Source organism: Gaiella sp., assembly GCF_057140465.1.
Window position 1 is genome coordinate 55,416 of sequence record NZ_DBNHWK010000091.1, and the last position, 20,863, is coordinate 76,278.

21 protein-coding genes are annotated in these 20,863 nt (G+C 73.5%); 1 reads left to right on the forward strand and 20 read right to left on the reverse strand.

Annotation, left to right across the window (positions count from 1 at the left end; all coding sequences use genetic code 11):
* Positions 1-63: 63 nt before the first annotated feature.
* The 20 genes from efp to ftcD form a co-directional block, all read right to left on the reverse strand.
* On the reverse strand, positions 64-630 hold the full coding sequence (gene efp, locus AC162C_RS13130; RefSeq protein ID WP_484097936.1) for an elongation factor P: 567 nt from the start codon (positions 628-630) through the stop codon (positions 64-66).
* Positions 631-647: 17 nt separating this feature from the next.
* Positions 648-1,688: a M24 family metallopeptidase gene (locus tag AC162C_RS13135; RefSeq protein WP_484097937.1), complete on the reverse strand. Its 1,041-nt coding sequence runs from the start codon at positions 1,686-1,688 to the stop codon at positions 648-650.
* Complete coding sequence (locus AC162C_RS13140; RefSeq protein ID WP_484097938.1) at positions 1,685-2,113, reverse strand: type II 3-dehydroquinate dehydratase; 429 nt, start codon at positions 2,111-2,113, stop codon at positions 1,685-1,687. The genes AC162C_RS13135 and AC162C_RS13140 overlap by 4 nt, the downstream gene beginning before the upstream one ends.
* A gap of 34 nt (positions 2,114-2,147) precedes the next feature.
* Positions 2,148-2,516, reverse strand: a complete 369-nt coding sequence (locus AC162C_RS13145) for a GFA family protein (RefSeq protein ID WP_484097939.1) — start codon at positions 2,514-2,516, stop codon at positions 2,148-2,150.
* Complete coding sequence (locus AC162C_RS13150) at positions 2,513-3,958, reverse strand: bifunctional shikimate kinase/3-dehydroquinate synthase (protein WP_484097940.1); 1,446 nt, start codon at positions 3,956-3,958, stop codon at positions 2,513-2,515. Before AC162C_RS13150 ends, AC162C_RS13145 begins: the two co-directional genes overlap by 4 nt.
* Positions 3,940-5,040: a chorismate synthase gene (locus tag AC162C_RS13155; RefSeq protein WP_484097941.1), complete on the reverse strand. Its 1,101-nt coding sequence runs from the start codon at positions 5,038-5,040 to the stop codon at positions 3,940-3,942. The genes AC162C_RS13150 and AC162C_RS13155 overlap by 19 nt, the downstream gene beginning before the upstream one ends.
* A 289-nt stretch (positions 5,041-5,329) precedes the next feature.
* On the reverse strand, positions 5,330-6,085 hold the full coding sequence (locus AC162C_RS13160) for a shikimate dehydrogenase family protein (RefSeq protein WP_484097942.1): 756 nt from the start codon (positions 6,083-6,085) through the stop codon (positions 5,330-5,332).
* A 65-nt stretch (positions 6,086-6,150) separates the two neighbouring features.
* The gene (gene mltG / locus AC162C_RS13165) at positions 6,151-6,987 is read right to left on the reverse strand and encodes an endolytic transglycosylase MltG (RefSeq protein WP_484097943.1); all 837 of its coding nucleotides are present in this window, start codon (positions 6,985-6,987) and stop codon (positions 6,151-6,153) included.
* The gene (gene ruvX, locus AC162C_RS13170) at positions 6,984-7,373 is read right to left on the reverse strand and encodes a Holliday junction resolvase RuvX (RefSeq protein WP_484097944.1); all 390 of its coding nucleotides are present in this window, start codon (positions 7,371-7,373) and stop codon (positions 6,984-6,986) included. The genes mltG and ruvX overlap by 4 nt, the downstream gene beginning before the upstream one ends.
* Before the next feature lie 67 nt (positions 7,374-7,440).
* Positions 7,441-9,990, reverse strand: a complete 2,550-nt coding sequence (alaS, locus tag AC162C_RS13175; protein ID WP_484097945.1) for an alanine--tRNA ligase — start codon at positions 9,988-9,990, stop codon at positions 7,441-7,443.
* 55 nt (positions 9,991-10,045) lie between these two features.
* Positions 10,046-10,645 (reverse strand): hypothetical protein, encoded by a 600-nt coding sequence (locus AC162C_RS13180; RefSeq protein ID WP_484097946.1) that lies wholly within the window; start codon positions 10,643-10,645, stop codon positions 10,046-10,048.
* Positions 10,646-10,655: 10 nt separating this feature from the next.
* Complete coding sequence (gene mnmA / locus AC162C_RS13185; protein WP_484097947.1) at positions 10,656-11,915, reverse strand: tRNA 2-thiouridine(34) synthase MnmA; 1,260 nt, start codon at positions 11,913-11,915, stop codon at positions 10,656-10,658.
* A 462-nt stretch (positions 11,916-12,377) separates the two neighbouring features.
* The gene (locus AC162C_RS13190) at positions 12,378-12,797 is read right to left on the reverse strand and encodes a hypothetical protein (RefSeq protein ID WP_484097948.1); all 420 of its coding nucleotides are present in this window, start codon (positions 12,795-12,797) and stop codon (positions 12,378-12,380) included.
* A complete protein-coding gene (aspS, locus tag AC162C_RS13195; RefSeq protein ID WP_484097949.1) occupies positions 12,794-14,536 on the reverse strand; it encodes an aspartate--tRNA ligase in 1,743 nt (580 codons plus the stop codon). Before aspS ends, AC162C_RS13190 begins: the two co-directional genes overlap by 4 nt.
* A complete protein-coding gene (gene hisS / locus AC162C_RS13200) occupies positions 14,533-15,786 on the reverse strand; it encodes a histidine--tRNA ligase (RefSeq protein ID WP_484097950.1) in 1,254 nt (417 codons plus the stop codon). The genes aspS and hisS overlap by 4 nt, the downstream gene beginning before the upstream one ends.
* 141 nt (positions 15,787-15,927) lie before the next feature.
* Positions 15,928-16,599 carry an MBL fold metallo-hydrolase gene (locus AC162C_RS13205; RefSeq protein WP_484097951.1) on the reverse strand — a complete coding sequence of 224 codons (672 nt, stop codon included), beginning with the start codon at positions 16,597-16,599 and terminating at the stop codon, positions 15,928-15,930.
* Positions 16,599-17,015 (reverse strand): hypothetical protein, encoded by a 417-nt coding sequence (locus tag AC162C_RS13210; RefSeq protein WP_484097952.1) that lies wholly within the window; start codon positions 17,013-17,015, stop codon positions 16,599-16,601. Before AC162C_RS13210 ends, AC162C_RS13205 begins: the two co-directional genes overlap by 1 nt.
* Before the next feature lie 4 nt (positions 17,016-17,019).
* Positions 17,020-18,747: a urocanate hydratase gene (gene hutU / locus AC162C_RS13215; protein ID WP_484097953.1), complete on the reverse strand. Its 1,728-nt coding sequence runs from the start codon at positions 18,745-18,747 to the stop codon at positions 17,020-17,022.
* The gene (locus AC162C_RS13220; RefSeq protein ID WP_484097954.1) at positions 18,744-19,031 is read right to left on the reverse strand and encodes a hypothetical protein; all 288 of its coding nucleotides are present in this window, start codon (positions 19,029-19,031) and stop codon (positions 18,744-18,746) included. Before AC162C_RS13220 ends, hutU begins: the two co-directional genes overlap by 4 nt.
* A 52-nt stretch (positions 19,032-19,083) precedes the next feature.
* Positions 19,084-19,989: a glutamate formimidoyltransferase gene (ftcD, locus tag AC162C_RS13225; RefSeq protein WP_484097955.1), complete on the reverse strand. Its 906-nt coding sequence runs from the start codon at positions 19,987-19,989 to the stop codon at positions 19,084-19,086.
* 17 nt (positions 19,990-20,006) lie between these two features.
* Between ftcD and AC162C_RS13230 the strand changes: the two genes are divergently transcribed.
* Entirely contained in the window at positions 20,007-20,639 is a 633-nt protein-coding gene (locus AC162C_RS13230; protein WP_484097956.1) for a uracil-DNA glycosylase family protein, read from the forward strand.
* Positions 20,640-20,863: the final 224 nt, after the last annotated feature.

Consider the following 20,863-nt stretch of genomic DNA (forward strand, 5'->3'; position numbering starts at 1 on the left):
GGGGCATGACCATAGCGCGTTGCCCCGGCGGCACGGGCGCCCGACCGCGGGCTCCGGCGGAGGTCAGGCGCGCGAGATGTACCGGGCTTCGCGCGGGTCGACCTTGATGCGGTCGCCGACGTTGACGAACAGCGGCACCTGCACGACGGCTCCGGTCTCCAGCGTCGCGGGCTTCGTCACGTTGGACACGGTGTCGCCCTTGACGCCGGGCTCCGTCTCCGTGACGGCGAGCTCGACGGACGCGGGGAGCTGGAGGCCGGAGGGCTTGCCGTTGACGGTGAGGATCTGCACGGAGGACGACGGCTGCATGTACGGGAGCTCCGCCGCGAGGTCGGCCCTCGGCAGGCCGAACTGCTCGAAGGTCTGCTCGTCCATGAAGTGCGCCTCGGTCCCGTCGTCGTAGAGGAACTGCACCTGCTTCACCTCGGTGTGCACGCGCGCGAACTTCTCCCCGGCCCGGAACGTCTCGTCGACCACCGCTCCGCTCTCGAGGTTCTTGAGCTTCGTCCGGACGAACGCCCCGCCCTTGCCGGGCTTCACGTGCTGGAACTCGACGATCCGCCACACCGAGCCCTTGTGCTCGATGTGCATGCCGTTCCGGAACTGGTTCGTGGTGACGACGTCCGCCATGCGGGCACCCAGGCTACCTACTCGACGGTGGTCAGCTCCTTGGTGAACGTGGTGAGGCGCTCGCACCCGTCGTCGGTGACGACGACGAGATCCTCGATCCTCACGCCCCCGACTCCCGGGAGGTAGATCCCGGGCTCCACGGTGACGACGTTGCCCGGCTGCAGGACGTCCTCCGACTCGGGACGGAGCACGGGCGCCTCGTGGACCTCGAGACCGACGCCGTGCCCGAGCCCGTGGCCGTAGGCCTCGCCGAGGCCCGCCTCGTCGACGGCGACGCGCGAGGCGGCGTCCACGTCGCGACCGTGCGCACCCGGGCGGACGGCGGCGAGCCCGTCGAGCTGCGCCCGGAGGCAGAGGTCGTACGCGGAGGCAAGGGACGGGGGGAGTTCGCCGGTGGCGAACGTGCGGGTGCAGTCCGAGCAGTACCCGTCGACGACGCAGCCCGCGTCGACGACCACGAGCGTTCCGGGCTCGATGATCCGGTCGCCCGGATCTGCATGCGGTGAGGCGGCTCGGGCTCCGGCGGCGACGACGACGCCGAACGCGATCCCCGTCGCCCCCTCCTCGCGGAGACGACGCTCGACCCACCAGGCGAGCTCACGCTCGGTCCGGCCCGTGAACTGCTCCCTGGCGAGCTCGGCGAACACGCGGTCCGACACCCGCGCGGCCCGCCGGAGCGCCTCGAGCTCGTCGGCGTCCTTGACGGCGCGCCGCGCCATGACGACGCCGCGCGTGGGGACGAGCTCGACACCGCCGCGGGCGAGGGCCTCGAACCGGGCCACCGTCAGGTGCTCCGCCTCGATCGCGATCCGCCGCCCCGCGAGCAGCGTCGCCAGCTCGCCGACGACGTCACGCCGCGTCTCGACGAAGGTGACGTCGGGCACGGTGCGGGCGGCCTCCGCGTAGCGGAAGTCCGTGTACAGCGTCGTCCCGCCACCGGGCTCCACGAGCAGCACGGCGTTGCTGCTGTCGAGGCCGGCGAGGTAGCGGACGTTCGTGGGATTCGTGACGAGCAGTGGATCGTCGAGCGTCGAGGCGAGGCCTCGGAGGCGGCTCACTCGAGCTCCTTGAGGAGCGTGAGCGCCTCCTTGTACCCCTCGATGCCGCGCCCGACGATGCGCGCGCGCGTGAGGCCCTCGAGGACGGAGTGCCGGCGCCACTCCTCCCGCGCGTCGACGTTCGAGATGTGCACCTCGACGACCGGCCCCTCGAACGGCTCGACCGCGTCGTGGATCGCCCACGAGTAGTGGCTCCACGCGGCCGGGTTGAGGACGAGCGCGTCGGCGCTGTCGAGGGCCTCGTGGATCCAGCTGACGTACTCGCCCTCGTGGTTCGTCTGCCGGCAGCGCACCTGGAGCCCGAGCTCACGGGCCCACGCGTAGATCTGCGTCTCGAGGTCCGGGAGCGACCCGTTCCCGTAGATCCCGGGATCGCGCCGTCCGAGCATGTCGAGGTTCACCCCGTTGATGACGTCGATGCGCACAGCGTGACTCTACTCCGCGCCGCCCACGCGTCGATCACTCCTGCGACGGCTCCCATGCCGCGGCGTCCTCGACGTGCACGTGGCGGAGGATCGAGAGGCCCGCGTCGTCGTCGAGCGCACCCGCCGACACGGAGACGCCCTCCTCGCCGGGAACCGACCAGAAGAGGACCGAGCCGCACGATCGGCAGAAGCGCCGCTCGCGGCCGTTCACGTCGACGTACGTCCCGAGCGACGCGTCTCCGGAGATGCGCACCGCGCCGTGCGGCGCCCACGTGTACGCGCCCGCGTAGGTGCCCGCCCGTCGGCACAGGGAGCAGTGGCAGACGACGACGCCCCGGAGGTCGCCGGAGATCTCGAACCGGACGGCGCCGCACAGGCAGCCGCCCGTCGCGGGCGCGCTCACGAGGCGATCACCGCGTCGAGCGCGGCGCGGACGTCGTCGTCCGGAAGCTCGACCCCCCAGCGGGGGCTCCCCGGGGCGTCGAGCAGCACGAGCCGGGGCCGTCCGCCCGCCGCCTTCTTGTCGCGCGCGATCGCCGCCCAGGCAACGTCGCGATCGACCCGTGCCGGTGCCGGCGCGAGCACGTGCTCGACGAGCCGCCGCTCCTCGTCGAGGCCCGACAGCCGGAGTGCGGCGAGCAGCCCGAGCGCGACCGCGTGCCCGTGGGAGAGCCGGTACCCGGAGGCGGCCTCGAGCGCGTGCGCGAACGTGTGACCGAGGTTGAGCTGCGCGCGCCGCCCGCGATCGTGCGGGTCGGCGAGGCAGACGGCGCCCTTGAACGCGGCGCAGGCGCGCACCTGGGCCGGCCCCGACAGCTCCCAGAGGTGGCTCCCGGCGAGGAGGCCCGTCTTCACGACCTCGGCCATCCCGTTGCGGCGCTCCTCGTCGGGGAGCGTCTCGAGCAGCGTCGGATCGCAGATCACGCGCGCCGGCCAGTGGAACGCTCCGACGAGGTTCTTCCCGCCCGGGACGTCGATCGCGGTCTTGCCGCCGATCGCCGCGTCGACCTGGCCGACGACCGTCGTCGGCACCGGCACCCACGGGACGCCCCGCATGTACGTCGCCGCGGCGAAGCCCGCGACGTCCGTCGTCGCCCCGCCCCCGACGGCGACGACGACCCCGTCCCGGCCGATGCGCAGCGACTCCCACACCTGCTCGAGCACGGCCACCGTCTTCGCCGCCTCGCCGGGCGGGAGCTCGTGGATGGCGACGTCGCGCGACCCGAGCCCGAGCTGGACGGTGACGCCGTGGATGCCGGACACGTGGCGGTCGATCACGATCTCGATCGGCCCGTCCCCGGGCACGAGGTCGGCCATGCTCTCGACCGCGCCGACCCCGACGTGGATCCCGGCCGCGTGGAGGAGCACGTCGTCGAGATCGGAGGCGCACGCGTCCGCCACGTCCTCGTAGACGGGGCGCCGAGCCTCGTACAGCGCGAGGAAGGCGGTCTCGTCCCGGGCGAGCGGCCGTCCCGAGGCCTGCGACCGCTCCCACGCGGTCTCGGGTGACGTCTCGAGGAAGACGGTGAACGCCCGTGCACCGAGCGCCTGACGCGTCGCGCTCGACACGACGGCGCCCCCGCCGAGGGCGACGACCGCCGGGTCGGCACGGCCCAGCACCTCGTGCGCGACGCCCTCCTCGACGGCGCGGAAGGCCGCCTCGCCGTCCTCCGCGAAGATCTCCGCGATCGTCCTCGACGTGTGGCGCTCGATCTCGGCGTCGAGGTCGACGAAGGGACGGCCGAGGCGCTCGGCGACCCGGCTGCCGACCGTCGACTTGCCCGCGCCCATGAAGCCGGTCAGCGCGAGATGGCGCCCGAGCGCGTTCAGGGGCGCGGCTGCCATCGATCGCCGATGCGGTCGAGGTAGTGGCGGTGCGCCGCGAGCAGGTCCTCGAGCGCGTCGCCGCCGAACTTCTCACGGGCAGCACGTGCGAGCTCCCACGCCACCGCAGCCTCGGCGACGACCGCGAGCGCCTCGACGGCCTGGACGTCCGAGCGCTCGACGAGCGCCTGCGACGGCTCCCCGGTCGCGAGGTCGACGGAGTCGAGCGGGCGCATGAGCGTCGGGAGCGGCTTCATCGCCGCGCGCACCACGATCGGCTCGCCGTTGGAGACGCCGGCCTCGATGCCGCCGGCCCGGTTCGAGCGGCGGACGAGGCCGGGATCGATCTCGTCGTGCGCGTCCGAGCCGCGCGCCCGCGCGAGCGCGAAGCCGTCACCGACCTCGACTCCCTTCACCGCCTGGATCCCCATCAGCGCGAACGCGAGCCGTGCGTCGAGGCGGTCCGCCTTCTCCGCGAAGGACCCGAGCCCGGGCGGCACGCCGATGGCCGTCACCTCCACGATGCCGCCGAGCGTGTCGCGGTCCCTGCGCGCCGCGTCCGTGGCGGCCTCCATCGTCTCGGTCGCGGTCTCGCCGCCGATCTCGACGGGCCGCCCGTGGACCTCGACGCCGAGCTCGCGCAACAGCGCCTTCGCGACCGCTCCGGCCGCGACGTGGACGGCGGTGTGGCGGGCGCTCGCCCGCTCGAGGGCGTTCCGGACGTCGTCGTGCCCGTACTTGAGGACGCCGGCGAGGTCCGCGTGCCCCGGCCGCGGGAGCGTGACCGGCTTCGCGCCCTTCCCGCTCGGCTCGCCCTCGGGCGGCCACGGGGACATGCCCCACAGCCAGTTCTCGTGGTCGCGGTTGCGCACGACCAGCGTCAGGGGCGTGCCGAGCGTGGCCCCGTGCCGCAGCCCCGTCAGTACCTCCACCTCGTCCGCCTCGAGCTTCTGACGCGGGCTCCGTCCGTAGCCCTGCTGCCGGCGCCGCAGGTCGGCGTCGATCGCCTCCTTGTCGAGCGCGAGCCCCGCCGGCAGGCCGGTCACGATCGCGACGAGCGCGGGCCCGTGGGACTCCCCAGCGGTGACGAGACTCAGGCTCACGGGCGAAGCCTATGCGCCGTCGGCGTTCCGTGGAGGCACTCGACCGGTCCGCCGGGCGGTCAGGGGAACACGGCGCGCAGCACCGCCGTCACCGCCGGCGCCGTCCGCAGGGACGCACCCCGGATCACGGCCCGGGCTCGGATCCGCTCCCCGTCGAGCCCTTCCGCCCGGACACGGGGTCCGCCGCTCCGTCTCCTCGAGCCGCGTGGGCGAGCCGAGCGGGCTCCAGCGCGGCGTCGGCGCGTCGAACGCCGCCGCCGAGTGCGCGACGCGCGCGAGTGCCGTGAGGTCAGGCCGGTCGCTCGAGCCCGCGCAGCGCGTCGCGCATCGTCTGGATCGGGGCCGGAATCCCCGTCCAGCGCTCGAACGACGCGACGCCCTGGAACAGGAGCACGTCGAGGCCGTCGACCACGATGTCGCACCCGACCGCGTGCGCGGCGGCGACGAGCGCGGTCTCCGAGCCGTCCGCGTTGTACGCGAGGTCGACCACCTGCTGACCGGGGTGCGGGGAGACGGGCACGTCGTCCCGCAGGGGTGTCGCGTTGACGAGGACGTCGAACCCGTCGGACGACGGCGGCCATCCCGCGTCGCGGCGACCCTTCACGACGACGTCGGCCCCCACGTGGCGCAGCGCGTCGACGACGGCCCGGGCGGCGCCACCGGTGCCGAGGACGAGCGCCGAGCGCCCGTGCGCCTCGATCTGGTCGGTGACCGCGGCACCGTCGGTGGAGCTCCCGAGGACACGGCCGTCGGCGACGACGAGCGTGTTCACGGAGCCCGCCCGCTCGGCGACCTCGTCGAGGTCGTCGCAGTGCTCGATCACCGCCTGCTTGTGCGGGATCGTGACGTTCGCCCCGGCGAAGCCCGCCGCCACGATCCCGCGGACCGCGTCGTCGAGCGCCTCGGGCGGCGTGGGGAGCGGGACGTACGCCCAGTCGAGGCCGAGCCGGGCGAACCCGGCGTTGTGCAGCCGCGGCGACAACGAGTGGGCGGTCGGCCAGCCGAGCAGCCCGACCAGCGTCGTCGTGCCCGCGATCTCGATCACACCCGCGAGTATCGCCGAGATCGGCCGGCCGCCGCGCCCGTCCCGATCGTCCCCGCGGTGCCCGGCTAGTCGCAGGAGTAGCCGTACTCGCAGACCGTGCGCAGGAAGTCCGACTCGCTCGACGTGAAGTAGTGCCGGAGCGAGCCGGGCTTGCGCACGTAGAAGAGGTACGGGACGTCGGCGGGCCGCGCGGCGGCGCGCATCGCCGCGAGACCCGGGTTCGCGATCGGCGTCGGCGGCAGGCCCTTGCGCAGCCGGCTGTTGTACGGGGAGTCGGTGCGCAGGGCCTCCTTCGTGAGCGACTCGGTCCCGGGAATGTCGAGGCCGTAGCGGATCGTCGCGTCGATCCCGAGCGGCATGTCGTTGCGCAGCCGGTTGTAGATCACCGCCGAGACGAGCCTCCGCTCGTCGGGGACGGCGGTCTCCTTCTCGATCATCGACGCGATGATCAGCACGTCGTACGGCGTGAGGTTCTTCGATCGGGCGTAGGACAGGTCGAGCAGGGCCCACTTCTTCCTGAACGTCGCGATCTGGTCGGCGACCAGCCGCTTGGCGGGCGTGAACTGGGTGAACTCGTACGTCGCCGGGAACAGGAAGCCCTCGATCCTCCCCCCTGCGTCTTTCCGGAACGCCGGCGGCGGCAGCACCGCGGCCGTCGCCGTCACGTACCCCGGACGGGTGAGCCGCGGTGTCACGCCGCGCTCCTCGATCGCGATCGTCCGCACGGCGGCGACCCGGTCGGCCATCTCGGCACGGGTGAACCCCTCGGGGAAGATGATGCTGAGGAGCTCGAGCGTCGGCTCCGTCTCCGTCGGAGCCGGTGGCTCGGCGCCGCTGCCGCAGCCCGCGAGCGGGATCGCGAGCGCGAGCGCGAGCGCCCCGACGACGAATCCGCGCCTCACGTGGCGGCCCGCCGGTCGAGCCATCCCTGGAGCAGGTGTGCCGCGGCGAGCGCGTCCTCCGGCGCGCGCGACGGCGTGCGCTGGGCGAGCGTCGTCGTGAACCGCTCGTCGAACGTCTCCACCGGCACGTCCAGGCGCTCACCGAGCACGCGTACGAACGCCTCGGTCTCCCTCGCCTGTGCGCCGACCTCGCCCCGCAGGGTGAGCGGGAGCCCGACGATCACGCGCTCCACTCCGAGCTCGGCGACGAGGGCAGCGACGCGGTCGAGCCCGGAGGGTGTCGCCGCCCGCTCCACGACGTCCACCGGGCGGGCGACCGTCCCCGACGCGTCGGAGACGGCGACGCCGGTCCGTGCCGCGCCGTAGTCGAGTGCGAGCACCTTCACGATGGCCCCGCGGCACGTGCGTGATCGGCGGCCCCGGGCGCCGTCCAGCTCGACCCCGGACGCTGCGTCACAACGCCGCGACGATCAAGCGCTCGGCCTCGGCGAGGGCATCGGCGAGCCGGTCCGGGTCCTTGCCTCCCGCCCGCGCCATCGTCGGGCGACCGCCGCCGCCGCCGCCGACGAGGGACGCCGCACCCTTGACGACGTCGTTCGCGCTCAGCTTCTCGGCCACGGCGGCGTCGAAGTTGGCGACGAGGTGGACGCGGCCGTCCTCCACGGTTCCGAGCACGACCGCCGCCGGGGCGTGCCGCTGCTTGAACCGGTCCGACAGGTCGAGCAGTGCCTCCGCGTCGAGCCCGTCCACCCGCTGCACGATCACGTTGACCCCTCCGGCGACGGAGACCACCGCCTCGACGGCGGAGGCCTGGTCGGTCGCCTGCGGCTTCCGCCGGAGCTCCTTGCGCAGCTCGTCGATCTCCCCGCGCACCTCCTCCAGCTCGCGCGAGCGGGAGTGCAGGTACGACCAGGCCTCGCCCGAGGTCACGGCCTCGATGCGGCGGACGCCCGCTCCGACGGAGCTCTCCGAGAGGATCGCGAACGCACCGATCTCGGCGGTCGTCCGCACGTGCGTGCCGCCGCAGAGCTCGGTCGAGACGCCCGGGACCTGCACGACGCGGACGATGTCCCCGTACTTCTCCCCGAACAGCATCGTCGCGCCGAGTGCGCGCGCCTCGTCGATCGGCGTCTCGAAGGTGACGACCGGGTGGTTCTCGAAGATCGCCCGGTTCACGCGCTGTTCGATCTCCTCGCGCTCCTCCGCGCCGAGGGGCTGCCCGTGGCTGAAGTCGAAGCGGAGCTTGTCGGGGCGCACCGCGGAGCCTGCCTGCTTGACGTGCTCCCCGAGGACGGCACGCAGCGCGGCGTGCAGCAGATGCGTCCCCGTGTGGTTCGCGGTCGTCGGGAACCGCACCGCCCACGGGACGACCGCCTTCACCCGGTCGCCGGCGGCGAAGCCCTGCCCGCGGAGCAGCAGCGCCTGATCGCCGTCGAACCGGTAGGCCTCGACGAGCTCCGCCCGGGCCTCGCTGTCGTCGTCCAGTTGGATCCAGCCCGCGTCGGTGACCTGACCGCCTCCGGCCGGGTAGAAGGGCGACTCGCGGAGCTTGGCGAGGAACGTCCCGTCCCCGAGCTCCTCCAGCGCCCCGACCTGCGTCAGCACCTCGGTCTTGGCGTAGCCGACGAACGCGGCCTCGAAGCCCGCGGCGCGCGCGAACTCGGCGGCGCGCTGCACGCCGGTCTCGCCGGTCGCGCGCGAGATCTCACGATGCCGCGCCATCTCCTCGCGGTAGCCGTCGACGTCGACGGGCTGCCCACGCTCCTCCGCCAGCTCGGTGGTGAGCTCGATCGGGAACCCGTACGTCGCCGCGAGCGTGAACGCCTGCGCGCCCGAGAGCCCCTCCTCGCCGGAGAGCGCCTCGAACTCCTTCATGCCGCGCTCGAGCGTCTCGCCGAACCGCTCCTCCTCGGCACGGACGACCCGCTCGATCTCGGCGGCGTGCTCGCGCAGCTCGGGGTACGCGTCGCCCATCTGCTCGACGACGACACCCGGGAGCCGGTAGACGTCGGCGAGCCCGATGCGGCGCCCCTGGTGCACGGCCCGACGGATCAGGCGGCGGACGATGTAGCCGCGACCCTCGTTCGACGGGGTGATCCCCTCGGCGACGAGAAACGACATCGCGCGGCCGTGGTCGGCGAGCACGCGGTGGGCCTTCGTCGCCTGGGCGGAGTCGCCGTAGCGGACGCCCGACTCGGCCGCGACCCAGTCCATGATCCGCTGGTAGCCGTCGGCATCGAAGATGGAGTCGACACCCTGCAGGAGCATCGCGCCGCGCTCGAGCCCGAGGCCCGTGTCGATGTTCTGCTGCGGAAGCGGTGTCAGTGACCCGTCGACGGCGAGGTCGTACTCCATGAAGACGAGATTCCAGAACTCGAGGTAGCGCTCGCACCGCTCGCAGTTCGGGCCGCAGTCGGGCTGACCGCAGCCGTGCTCGTGACCGCGGTCGTAGAAGATCTCCGAGCACGGGCCGCACGGCCCGGTATCCGCCGCTTGCCAGAAGTTCTCGGACCGGGGTTGGCCGACGATGCGCTCGCGGGGGATGCCGACGCGGAGCCAGCCGCCCACGGCGACGTCGTCCTCGCCGAGCCCGAGCTCGGGGTCACCGGCGAACACGGTCGCCCAGAGGCGGTCGGGCGCGAAGCCCATCCGCTCGGTCACGAACTCCCACGCGAGCTCGATCGCGCCGTCCTTGAAGTAGTCGCCGAACGAGAAGTTGCCGAGCATCTCGAAGAACGACGCATGGCGCGCGGTCGTGCCGACGTCGTCGAGGTCCGCGTGCTTGCCCCCGGCCCGCATCACCTTCTGCGCCGTGACGACCCGGGCGGCGGGAGGCTGTCCCTCTCCGAGGAACCACGTCTTCATCGGCTGCATGCCCGCGACGATGAAGAGCGTCGACGGGTCGTCCGCCGGCGGGACGAGCGGGGCGGACGGGAGCCGACGATGCCCCCGATCCTCGAAGAACGCGAGGAACCCCTCACGGAGATCGCCGGTCGTGCGCATCCGCCGATCGTAGCGACGACGCAGGCGTGGATCGTGCGCCTGTGCGCGACGCGTGCTAGGCGGCCGCCGGCGGCTGCTCGTCCGGCGGGACGGGAGCCGGCTCCGGCTTCGGCGTCGGCGCCGGGCGCGGTACGGGCTCGGGCTTCGGCTGCGGTGGAGGCGGTGGGGTCGGCTCCGGACGCTCGGCGCTCGGCGGTGTCGGGCCCCCGCCGCGCAGGTCCTCTGCGAGGTCGGCCTCGCGCTGCCGCGCGGCGTCCTTCGCGGCGTCCTTGGCCGTGCCGAAGTCGCGGGACTTGCGGAACGAGGCGATGCCGTGCGAGATGCCCGCGGCGAGCCCGGACACCTTCTCGACCGGCTTCGTGATCGCGGTCGAGACGGCCCGGACGGCGGTGTCGGCGCTGTCCGCCATGTCCACGGCGCTGTCGGTGACGGCGTCCAGCTTGTCGAGCTGGTAGTTGACGCGGTCGACGGTGCCTCCGCTCTTCACGATCACGGGCAGCAGGTCGCGCTCGGTCCCGCGGACGAACGACGACAGCCGACCGAAGAGCTGGCCGAGCTTGACGAGCATGAAGAGCGACCCGATGCCCAGCGCGACGAGGAAGGCCGCCAGCCCCCAGTACGCGACATCGCCGCCGCTGACGCCGAGAACGCTCATCGAGGAGATCCTAACCGGTCTCGGTGATGACGCCCGCCCCGACGATCGCATCGTCGACGTAGAGGGCCGCGACCTGACCCGGGGCGACCGCGTCGACGGGTGTCTCCAGCTCGAGCCGGAAGCCGTCGGCGGTCGGCTCGACGCGTGCCGGGACGGCGGGGGAGCGGTAGCGCAGCTTCGCCTCTGCCGAGAGCACCGGGACCGTCAGCCGGCCCGCGACCTCGAGCCTCCCGGTCGCGAGCGCCCGCCGGGGGCCGACGACGAGCGTCGCGGTCGCCGGCTCGATGCGGAGCGCGTAGAGCGGCTCGGGCCCGGCGAGGCCGATCCCCCGACGCTGCCCCGGCGTGAACCTCCAGAGGCCTTCGTGACGCCCGAGCTGCCGCCCGCTCTCGTCGACGATCGCCCCCGGCTTCGCCACGAGGCCCTGCCGTGCGAGGAAGTCGCGGTAGTCCCCGCCCGCCAGGAAGCAGGCCTCCTGGCTCTCCGGCCGCGACGCGACGGCGAGCCCGGCCGCTGCGGCCTCCTCGCGCGTCGCCGCCTTCGTCTGCGCGCCGAGCGGGAACCCGACCGACTCGAGCAGCCGCGGAGGGACGGTGGCGAGCATGTACGACTGGTCCTTGTCGGGGTCGCGCCCGCGGGCGACGAGTCGCACCCCGTCCCGCTCGACGATGCGTGCGTAGTGGCCCGTCCAGACGATGTCGGCCCCGGCACGGCGCGCGAACGCGACGAGGGCGTCGAGGCGGAACGACCCGTTGCAGCGGACGCACGGGTTCGGCGTGCTGCCGCTCGCATAGCCCTGCACGAACGGGCCGACGACGGCGTCCACGAAGGCCTCGCGGAGGTCGAGCGTCACGTGCGGGAGCCCGAGCGCGTGGCACGTCTCGCGGGCGGCGATCACGGCGCCGGGGGAGCAGCACGCGCGCGAGGCATCGGGCCCGGCGGGGTCGGCCCAGAGGCGGAGCGTGACCCCGACCGCGTTCGGCGCCGCGCGCAGGAGCGTGACGGCGCTGTCGACCCCTCCACTCATCGCCACCACCACGCGTGCCGGGTCGGGGCGCGCCGTGAAGCACCGGCCGAGTGCATTCGCGACGGCGTCGGCCGCGAGGGTCTCGCCGGGCACGGACGCCGCCTCGAGCAGCGACAGCCCCTCGAGCGGTCGCGCCATCCCCGGCGCGTCGGCCTCGACGATCCGGTCGCCGTCGACGACGAGCCGTGCGGCGGCGTACGCATCCCCGCGTGCAGAGTCACCGAACACCTCGAGTCGATCCACGGCCCCGAGGGTACCGGCGACGGACGCCGTGTCCCCGAGCGCCACGACGGCTGCGCCGAGGCCGCTCGCTAGCGGCGGGGGCGCTGCGCCCGCCGGCGCGGAGCGCGGGCGTCGAGAGTCGCGAGCGTCGGACGCTTCCTCGCCGCGTCGTCCTCCCGCGAGGCCGCCCTCTCGGCGGCGCGACGCTCGGCACGGGCGAACGCGGCGGCCTCGTCCGCGATCGCCCGGAGGTATCCGGAGGTCGCGCGGCCTGCGCCGTGACCGCGTGTCACGGCTCGACGCTCCCGGCGCAGGGTGCTCCACCCTGCCGGTGATGCCCCGGGCCGGAAGCGAACCTTGCGCTCCCAGGTGGGTGCCGTGCGGGGCGCCGGCTCGGCCGGTCCCCGACCCGGGCTCCCTTCGTGATCGTGTTGGTTCACGGATTGAGCCCGGGGCCACGCACAGGGTCGAGCACGTCCCACTCTACCCGGTCGCGAACCGCCACTGCACCTGCTGCGTCCCGTCGAGCCCGATCAGCCGGGCGAGGCCCTCGGTGAGCTCGAACTGCCGTCCCGGGCTCTCGAGCGTGTTGTCGATCACCTCTGTGAGCACGGCCTCGCCGCGGTAGCGCATCACGAGCTTCGCGCCGCACGGGAGCACGGGGTGCGTGACTCCGAGCGAGCGCTGCGTCAGGATCAGCCCGCACGACGTCCGCTCCGCGTCGCCCGCCGGGCCGCGCGACCCGGCGAGTGCCTGGTACCAGCCGCCGGGCGCGACCGCGCTCCCGGCGGTGGGTGCGACGGCATCCTCGTCCGTGCGCTCCACGAGCGCGAGGGCGGCGAGCCCGAGGAGGAGCGCGACCGCCGCGAGCACGAGCAGCCGGAGGGCGACTGCCGAGCTCACTCGTCCTCGGAGACGACGGTGATCCCGAGCTCGTCGAGCTGTGCCTGCGTGACGGGCGAGGGCGCGCCGGACATCGGATCGAGCCCCGCCTGGTTCTTCGGGAACGCGATCACGTCGCGGAGGTTCGGCTCGCCCGCGAGCACCATCGTCATCCGGTCGATGCCGAGCGCGATCCCCCCGTGCGGCGGCGCGCCCATCGCGAGCGCATCGAGCAGGAAGCCGAACTGCGCCCGTTGCTGGGCCTCGGTCAGCGCGAGCAGGTCGAAGACGCGGGCCTGGATGTCGGGCTCGTGGATCCGGAACGACCCCCCTCCGAGCTCGTTCCCGTTCACCACGAGGTCGTACGCGTAGGCGAGCGCGTCGCGGGGCGACTCGTCGAAGACGTCCTTCCAGTCGTCCGTGGGGCGCGTGAACGGGTGGTGGACGGCCGTCCACCGCTCCTCGTCCTCGTCCCACTCGAACATCGGGAAGTCCGTCACCCAGAGGAACGTGAACGCGGCGTCGTCGATCAATCCCAGCTCACGGCCGAGATGGAGCCGCAGGTGGCCGAGGACACGGGAGGTCGCCTCCCAGGTGCCCGCCGCGAACAGCAGCGTCTCCCCGGGCGCCACGGCGAGCGCCTCGACCTCCTCCTCCGACAGGAACTTCGCGATCGGCGAGCGCAGTTCGCCGCTCTGCTCGTCGCGGATCAGGTAGGCGAGGCCCTTCGCGCCCCGCTCCTTCGCGAGCTCTTCGAGCGCGGCCAGCTCGGCGCGGGAGTACGTGCGGGGGACGCGCAGGAAGCGGACGGCGTCGGCCGAGGCGAACACGCCGAAGCCCGAGCCGCGGGTCGCGGCGGTCGCGTCCTCCAGCTCGAGCCCGAAGCGCGTGTCGGGCTTGTCGGACCCGAAGCGCCGGTCGGCCTCGGCGAACGTCATGCGCGGCCACGGCCGCTCGACCTCGACGCCGAGGCACTCGTTCCAGATCGTCCCGAACATCTCCTCCATCGTCGCGAACAGCTCCTCGCGGTCGGGGAAGCTCATCTCGACGTCGAGCTGCGTGATCTCCTGCACGCGGTCGGCGCGGAGGTCCTCGTCCCGGAAGCAGATCGCGATCTGGTAGTAGCGGTCGAAGCCCGCGATCATCGTCAGCTGCTTGAGGATCTGAGGGCTCTGCGGGAGCGCGAAGAACCGCCCCTTGTGGAGCCGACTCGGCACGATGAAGTCGCGCGCGCCCTCCGGCGTCGACTTGTAGAGGATCGGGGTCTGGATCTCGAGGTAGCCCGCGTCCTCCATGTGACGCCGGATGAGCCCGACCATGCGCGCGCGGAGCCGCAGGTTGCGCTGCAGCTTCTCGCGCCGGAGGTCGAGCCACCGGTAGCGCAGGCGCAACGTCTCGTCGACGCCCTCCTCGTCGAGTTGGAAGGGGAGCGGCGTCGACCGCGAGACCACCGTCAGGTCGTCGACCTGGACCTCGACCTGGCCGGTCGGCATCTTCGGGTTCACGGTCTCCGGCGAGCGGGCGACGACCTCGCCGCGCGCCTGGACGACGAACTCGTTCCTGATCTCCTTGGCCCGCTCCGCGGCCTCTGGAGCGCGCTCCGGGTTGATCACGAGCTGCGTGACGCCGGTCCAGTCGCGGACGTCGACGAACACGAGCCCGCCGTGGTCGCGCCGCCGGTCGACCCAGCCGGCCAGGGTGAGGTGCCTGCCGACATGCTCCTCGCGGAGCTCTCCGCAGCGCATGTCGCGCCAGCTCATGGGGAGAGCGTAGAGACGACGTCGGCGTGGGACAGCGCGAGGTCGTCGCTCCCGCGCCGCCGCAGCGTGACGTCGTCGGCGCCGACGACCGCCGTCGTCACCGCCCCGAGCCTCCCGGCTTGGGTCAGCTGCCCCTTCAGCGACCGTCCGGCGTAGTCGGTGTCGCACGACACGCCCCTCGCGCGCAGGGCCGCGAGCCAGCCGACGACCGGTGTCCGCGACACCCCGGGCTCGACGGCGAAGAAGACGTCGATCCCCGGTCGCTCCTCGTCGGCGACGTCCTCCTCCTCCATCGCGATCAGCAGCCGCTCGATCCCGGCGCCGAAGCCGATGCCCGGCGTCGGCGGCCCGCCGATCTCCTCGACGAGGTAGTCGTAGCGGCCCCCGCCGGCGATCGTCGAGTTCTCGTTCTCCATCGGCCCGATGAACTCGAACGTCGTCCGGGAGTAGTAGTCGAGGCCACGCACCAGGGTCGGGACGACCCGGTACTCGACCCCGGTCGCGTCGAGGTCGGCGCGGACGGCGGCGAAGTGCTCGACGCAGGCGGCGCACAGGGACTCGCCGATCGTGGGCGCCTCGTCGAGGGCGGCGCGAACCGCATCCGGCTTCGCCAGGTAGTTGTCGAAGACGCGGAGCGGGCTCGTCGCCGCCTTCTCGCGCGTCTGCTCGTCGAGGCGGGTGTCGTTCGCCGCGAGCCACGCGCGCAGCTGCTCGAGGTAGGTGGGCCGACACGCGCGGCAGCCGATCGAGTTCAGCTCGAGGTGGTAGGCGGTGACGCCGAGGCGGCCGAGGAGCGTGTCGTAGAGCTGGATCAGCTCGGCGTCGATCGACGGATCGTCGGTGCCGATCGCCTCGACCGATGCCTGCCAGTGCTCGCGGTACCGACCCCGCCCGGGCGCGCCGTAGCGGTACATCGACGCGATCGTGAACAGCTTCACGGGCTGCGGGTCGCGATGCATCCCGTGCTCGACGTAGGCGCGGCAGATCGGGGCCGTGCCCTCGGGGCGCAGCGTCAGCGCCCGGTCGGAGCGGTCGCTGAACGAGTACATCTCCTTCTGCACGACGTCGGAGCCCGCACCCGACGTGCGGGCGAACAGGGCCGTGTCCTCGAACACCGGGGTGAGGATCTTCCCGTACCCGTAGAGCGCGCACAGACGCTCGATCTCGTCCGTCACCCGCTGCCACCGCGGCATCTCGGCGGGAACGACGTCGTGCGTTCCGCGCAGTCTCTCGATCCGCTGTCCGCTCACCTGCCCTCTCGCTCCGCGTCGACCGTCGTCCGAGAACCTAGACGAACGATTCGACGCTCGCGACGGCCGCGCACGAATCGCCCTCGCGGCTTCCCGGGTCGGTATCGGCCGTCCGTCGGGCGGGCACCGGCCGACGCCCGCTCATGCCGCTGGGGGCCCCGATCCCGCGGACTCCTGCTCGGCCCGCAGCTCGTCGAGGAAGGGGTTCGACTCGAGCTCCGCCCCGAGCGTCGTCGCCGGGCCGTGTCCCGGGAAGACGACCGTGTCCGGCGAGCCCGCCCGGACGAGCTCCCGGATCGAGCCGAGCAGTGTCGCCCAGTCCGCGCCCGGGAGGTCGGTCCTGCCGACGCTCCCGCAGAAGAGGACGTCGCCGGAGAACGCGCAGCCGTCGGCGAGGTACGCGACGTGCGCCGGGGAATGGCCGGGCACCGCGAGCACCCGGAACGTGATGCCCGCGAGCTCGAGCACCTCCCCGCCCCGCACGGTGACCTCGGGCGTCCAGGCTCTGATGGGGACGCCCGGCGGCGTGAAGGACGACGGGCTCTCGAGCAGCAGGCGCTCCCCCTCCGGCATGTGGACCGGCGCCCCCGTGCCCTCCGCGAGGTCGGCGACACCCATCAGGTGATCCCAGTGCCCGTGCGTGACGAGGATCGCCGTGCACTGCGCGCCCAGGGACGCGAGGCGCAGGCGGATGTCGGCCGCAGGGCCGCTCGGGTCGACGACGACCGCCTCGACCGCAGCGGGATCGGAGCGGACGAGGTAGCAGTTCGTCTCGATCGGGCCGAGCTCGAGTCGCTCGACGGCGAGGGGCACTACGAGCCGTCCCGGCTCTTCGCCATTCGCCGTTGCTGGGAGCGCCAGACGAGGCGGTCCATGAAATAGCTGAAGGGGACGAAGACGACGAGCAGGAGGAGCGTCTGCACGATCAGCCCGACGACCGTCATGCCGTCGCCGGCGAGGAGGTAGACGACGACGAAGAAGATCGGTGCGAACATCAGCCCGCGCTTCATGACGCGCCCCCACGACGGCTCCTGGGCGATGCGACGACCGCGGTCGGGCTGGCCGCCTCGTGCCTTGCGGCTCTGCGACGCCTTGCCGTTCCGACTCGACTCCGGCTTGAGCACCGACGAATCGAGGACCGTCTCGTTGCCCTCGGAGTCGATCTCGACGATCTCGTAGTCGTGGCGCTTCTCCTTCTCGCGCCGCCGCCGCTGTTTCCGGCTCGCCATACCCCTATCGTGCCACGTCGGGGCGACCCTCCACCGGCGGGGCCTCGGGCCCGAGGCTCGGGAGGTCGAGGCCTGCGGTGCGCGCCGCCTCGATCGCCTCCTCGTAGCCGGCGTCCGCATGGCGCATCACGCCCGTCCCCGGATCGGTGGAGAGCACGCGCTCGAGGCGCGCGGCCGCGTCCTCGGAGCCGTCCGCGACGACGACCATGCCCGCGTGGATCGAGTTGCCGATCCCGACGCCGCCGCCGTGGTGGACGGCGACCCACGTCGCGCCGGCCGCCGTGTTCAGGAGCGCATTGAGGATCGGCCAGTCCGCGATCGCGTCGGACCCGTCGCGCATGGCCTCCGTCTCGCGGTACGGCGAGGCGACCGACCCGGCGTCGAGGTGATCGCGACCGATCGCGACGGGGGCGGTCACGGCGCCCGTGCGGACGAGCTCGTTGATCGCGAGCCCGGCACGCGCCCGGTCGCCGTAGCCGAGCCAGCAGATGCGGGAGGGCAGGCCCTGGAAGGCAACCCGCCCCGCCGCAATCTCGAGCCACCGCTGCAGGAGGGCGTCGTCGGGGAAGAGCCGGCGGAGCTCGTCGTCGATCACGTGGATGTCGGCCGGATCGCCCGAGAGCGCGGCCCAGCGGAACGGGCCGATCCCGCGACAGAAGAGCGGGCGGATGTAGGCGGGGACGAACCCCGGGTAGGCGAAGGCGTCCGCGAGACCGCCGGCGCGGGCCTCTCCGCGGAGGTTGTTGCCGTAGTCGAAGACGTGGCATCCCATGCGCCCGAAGTCGACCATCGCACCGCAGTGCGCGACGATCGAGCGCGACGCGAGCTCCAGGTACCGCTCCGGGTCGAGCCGGCGCAGCTGCTCCGCCTCCTCGAACGGCACCTCGGCCGGCACGTATCCGACGAGCGGGTCGTGGGCTGCCGTCTGGTCGGTCACGAGGTCGAACGCCTCGCCGCGCCGGACGAGCTCGGGGAAGACCTCGGCGGCGTTCCCGAGCAGCCCGACGGAGAGCGGCTGCCGACGACGCGCCGCGTCCCGGACACGTGCCAGCGCATCGTCGAGCGACGTCGCGACCTCGTCGAGGTAGCGCATCTCGAGCCGGCGCTCGATCCTCGTCGGGTCGATCTCGACGCAGAGGATCGCCGCGCCCGCCATCGTCGCCGCCAGCGGCTGGGCCCCGCCCATCCCGCCGAGCCCCGCGGTGAGGATCGTGCGCCCGGCGAGGTCGGGCGTGCCGAAGTGCCGCTCGGCGGCGGCCGCGAAGGTCTGGTACGTCCCCTGGAGGATGCCCTGGGTGCCGATGTAGATCCACGAGCCCGCCGTCATCTGGCCGAACATCGTCAGGCCCTCGGCCTCGAGGCGCCGGAACTCGTCCCAGGTCGCCCAGCGGGGGACGATCAGCGCGTTCGCGATCAGGACGCGCGGGGCGGCATCGTGCGTCCGGAAGACGCCGACGGGCTTGCCGGACTGGACGAGCAGCGTCTCGTCCGCCTCGAGCCGGAGCAGCGTCCGCACGATCGCGCGGAGCGCGTCGTGCGACCGTGCCGCCCGTCCGGTGCCCCCGTACACGACGAGCCGCTCCGGATGCTCCGCCACCTCGGGGTCGAGGTTGTTGAGGAGCATGCGGAGCGCCGCCTCGGTCTGCCACGAGCGGGCGTTCAGCTCCGGGCCGCGCGGGGCGCGGATCCGGGAGAGGTCGCCGCAGAGCGCCTCGACGAGCGCGTCCGTCACGTGTCGGCTCCCGGGTCGGCGCCGTCGTCCGTCCGCGCTGCGTCACGGATCCGCTGTGAGAACCGCATCCAGCTCCACGCCGTCGCGAGCGCGAAGTACGCGAGCGCGACGAGCACCCCCGTCAGCGGCTTCCCACCGGTGAGGACGGTGACGACGACGATCACGACCGCGAGCGCGCCGTGGAGGAGCGCCGAGTCGCGGTAGGGGTGGCGCGGGAGCGGCGGCGGCTCGCGGCGGCGCCTGCGGCCGCGCGCTGGGCTCGCACCGTTCTCCGGCCCGGTCATGCTCCCGGGCCGCGGGTCGAGGGGATCAGCGGCACGGTCGCCGATCGTAGCGTCACGACGAGCGGCGCCCCGGCCCCGGCTCGAGGAGCCGCAGCTCGAGCACCTTGTCGGACACCAGCCGGGGGAGCCCGAGCGGCGCCCCGGCCGCCCGGACGACGACGTCCGCCGGGACGAGGCCGACGAGCTCGGCGTCGCGAGCCTCGACGCCTCGCGCCGAGGCCTCGGCACGGATGCGCTCGGCGAGGACGTGCAGGGGCGTCGCGTCGAGGTCGACGACGTTCGTCGAGACCTGGACGAGGCCCTGGTGCGGGAGCGCCAGGCCGAGCGCCTGGACGCCGGGAAGCCCGCCCGACGAGGCGCGGACGGCGACCGCGATCGAGCGGGCGACCTCCACGTCCTCCGTGTCGAGGACGACGTTGTACGCGACGAGCGGCCTGCGTGCCCCCACCAGCACGCCGCCCCCCGCGGGGTCGAGCCGGAGGGGGCCGTGATCCGGTCGGAGCTCCCCGCTGTCGATCCTCCGCTGGAGCTCCCCGGGCCCACCCCGTCGCAGGTCGGCCGGCCGCACGCCGCGGGCGCTCTCGCCGTAGAGGAACACGGGCAGCCCGAGCTCCTCCCCGATCCGCCGTGCGACGACGGCCGCGAGCGCCACCGCCCGCCCGATGTCGTCGGGGGCGAGGGGCACGACCGGGACGACGTCCGCGGCGCCGATCCGGGGATGGACGCCGTCGTGCCGGCGGAGGTCGATCCGGTCGCGGGCCGCGGCGACGCCGGCGACGAGCGACTCCTCGAGCTCGTGCTCGTCACCGACGAGCGTCAGCACCGACCGGTGGTGGTCGGGGTCGGAGTGGACGTCGAGGAGGCGCGCGCCGCCCGACGTGAAGGCGGTCGCGAGCGCGGCGACGACCTGCCGGTCACGACCCTCCGAGACGTTCGGGACGGACTCGAGCGGGAGCACCGACGTACTGTACGGCGGTGCGGCGCTACCGGTCGATCGCGGCGCTCCAGCGCGACAACGCCGTCTGCCGCCGGTGCCTCGACGCGGGGCACCCGATCGTCCCCCCACCCGTGGTCGCGGGCGACGCGCGGCAGCGTGCGTACCTCTACGGGCTCGCGCCGGGCGCCACCGAGGCCTCCGTCGGGCGGCCGTGGCAGGGTCGCGCCGGTCGCACGCTGCGGCGCTGGCTGCAGATGGACGAGCAGCGCTTCGAGGCGGCCTTCTACCGCGCGTCCGTGACGCGCTGCTACCCGGGGCCCGCCGAGAGCGGGCGTGGAGACCGCGTCGCGACGACCGAGGAGCGACGCCTGTGCGCCTGGTGGACGACGGAGGAGCTCCGCCTGCTCGACCCCGCGCTCGTCGTCACGGTCGGGGCGATCCCCGCGCAGCGCCTGCTCGGGGCCCGTCGGCTCGCGGACGTCGTCGGGAAGAGCTTCCTGCTCGGCGACGCCGTCGTCGTCCCCCTCCCCCATCCGTCCGGCGCCTCGGGATGGGTGAACGTCCCCGCCAATCGCGCCCGGCTCGGCAAGGCGCTGACACACGTGCGCCGCGAGCTCGCCCGCCTCGCCGACGAGGAAGAGGTGGTCGCACTCCCCGGCGAGGCGCGGTGACCGGGGGCGGCGCGTGCGCGCGCCGTTCGCCGAAGCCGTGCGCTGCCGAAGGGGCACCCGTGGGAGCGGCCGCGCGGCTCCGCCCTCACCGACGACCCGTGCCGTAGGATGCCGCGGATGAGCATCGGCGCCGTCCTCGACGAGGCATGGACGCTCTACACGAAGTTCTTCACGCGGTTCTTCGTGCTCGCCCTGATCGTCTTCGCGATCGTGAACTTCGTGTT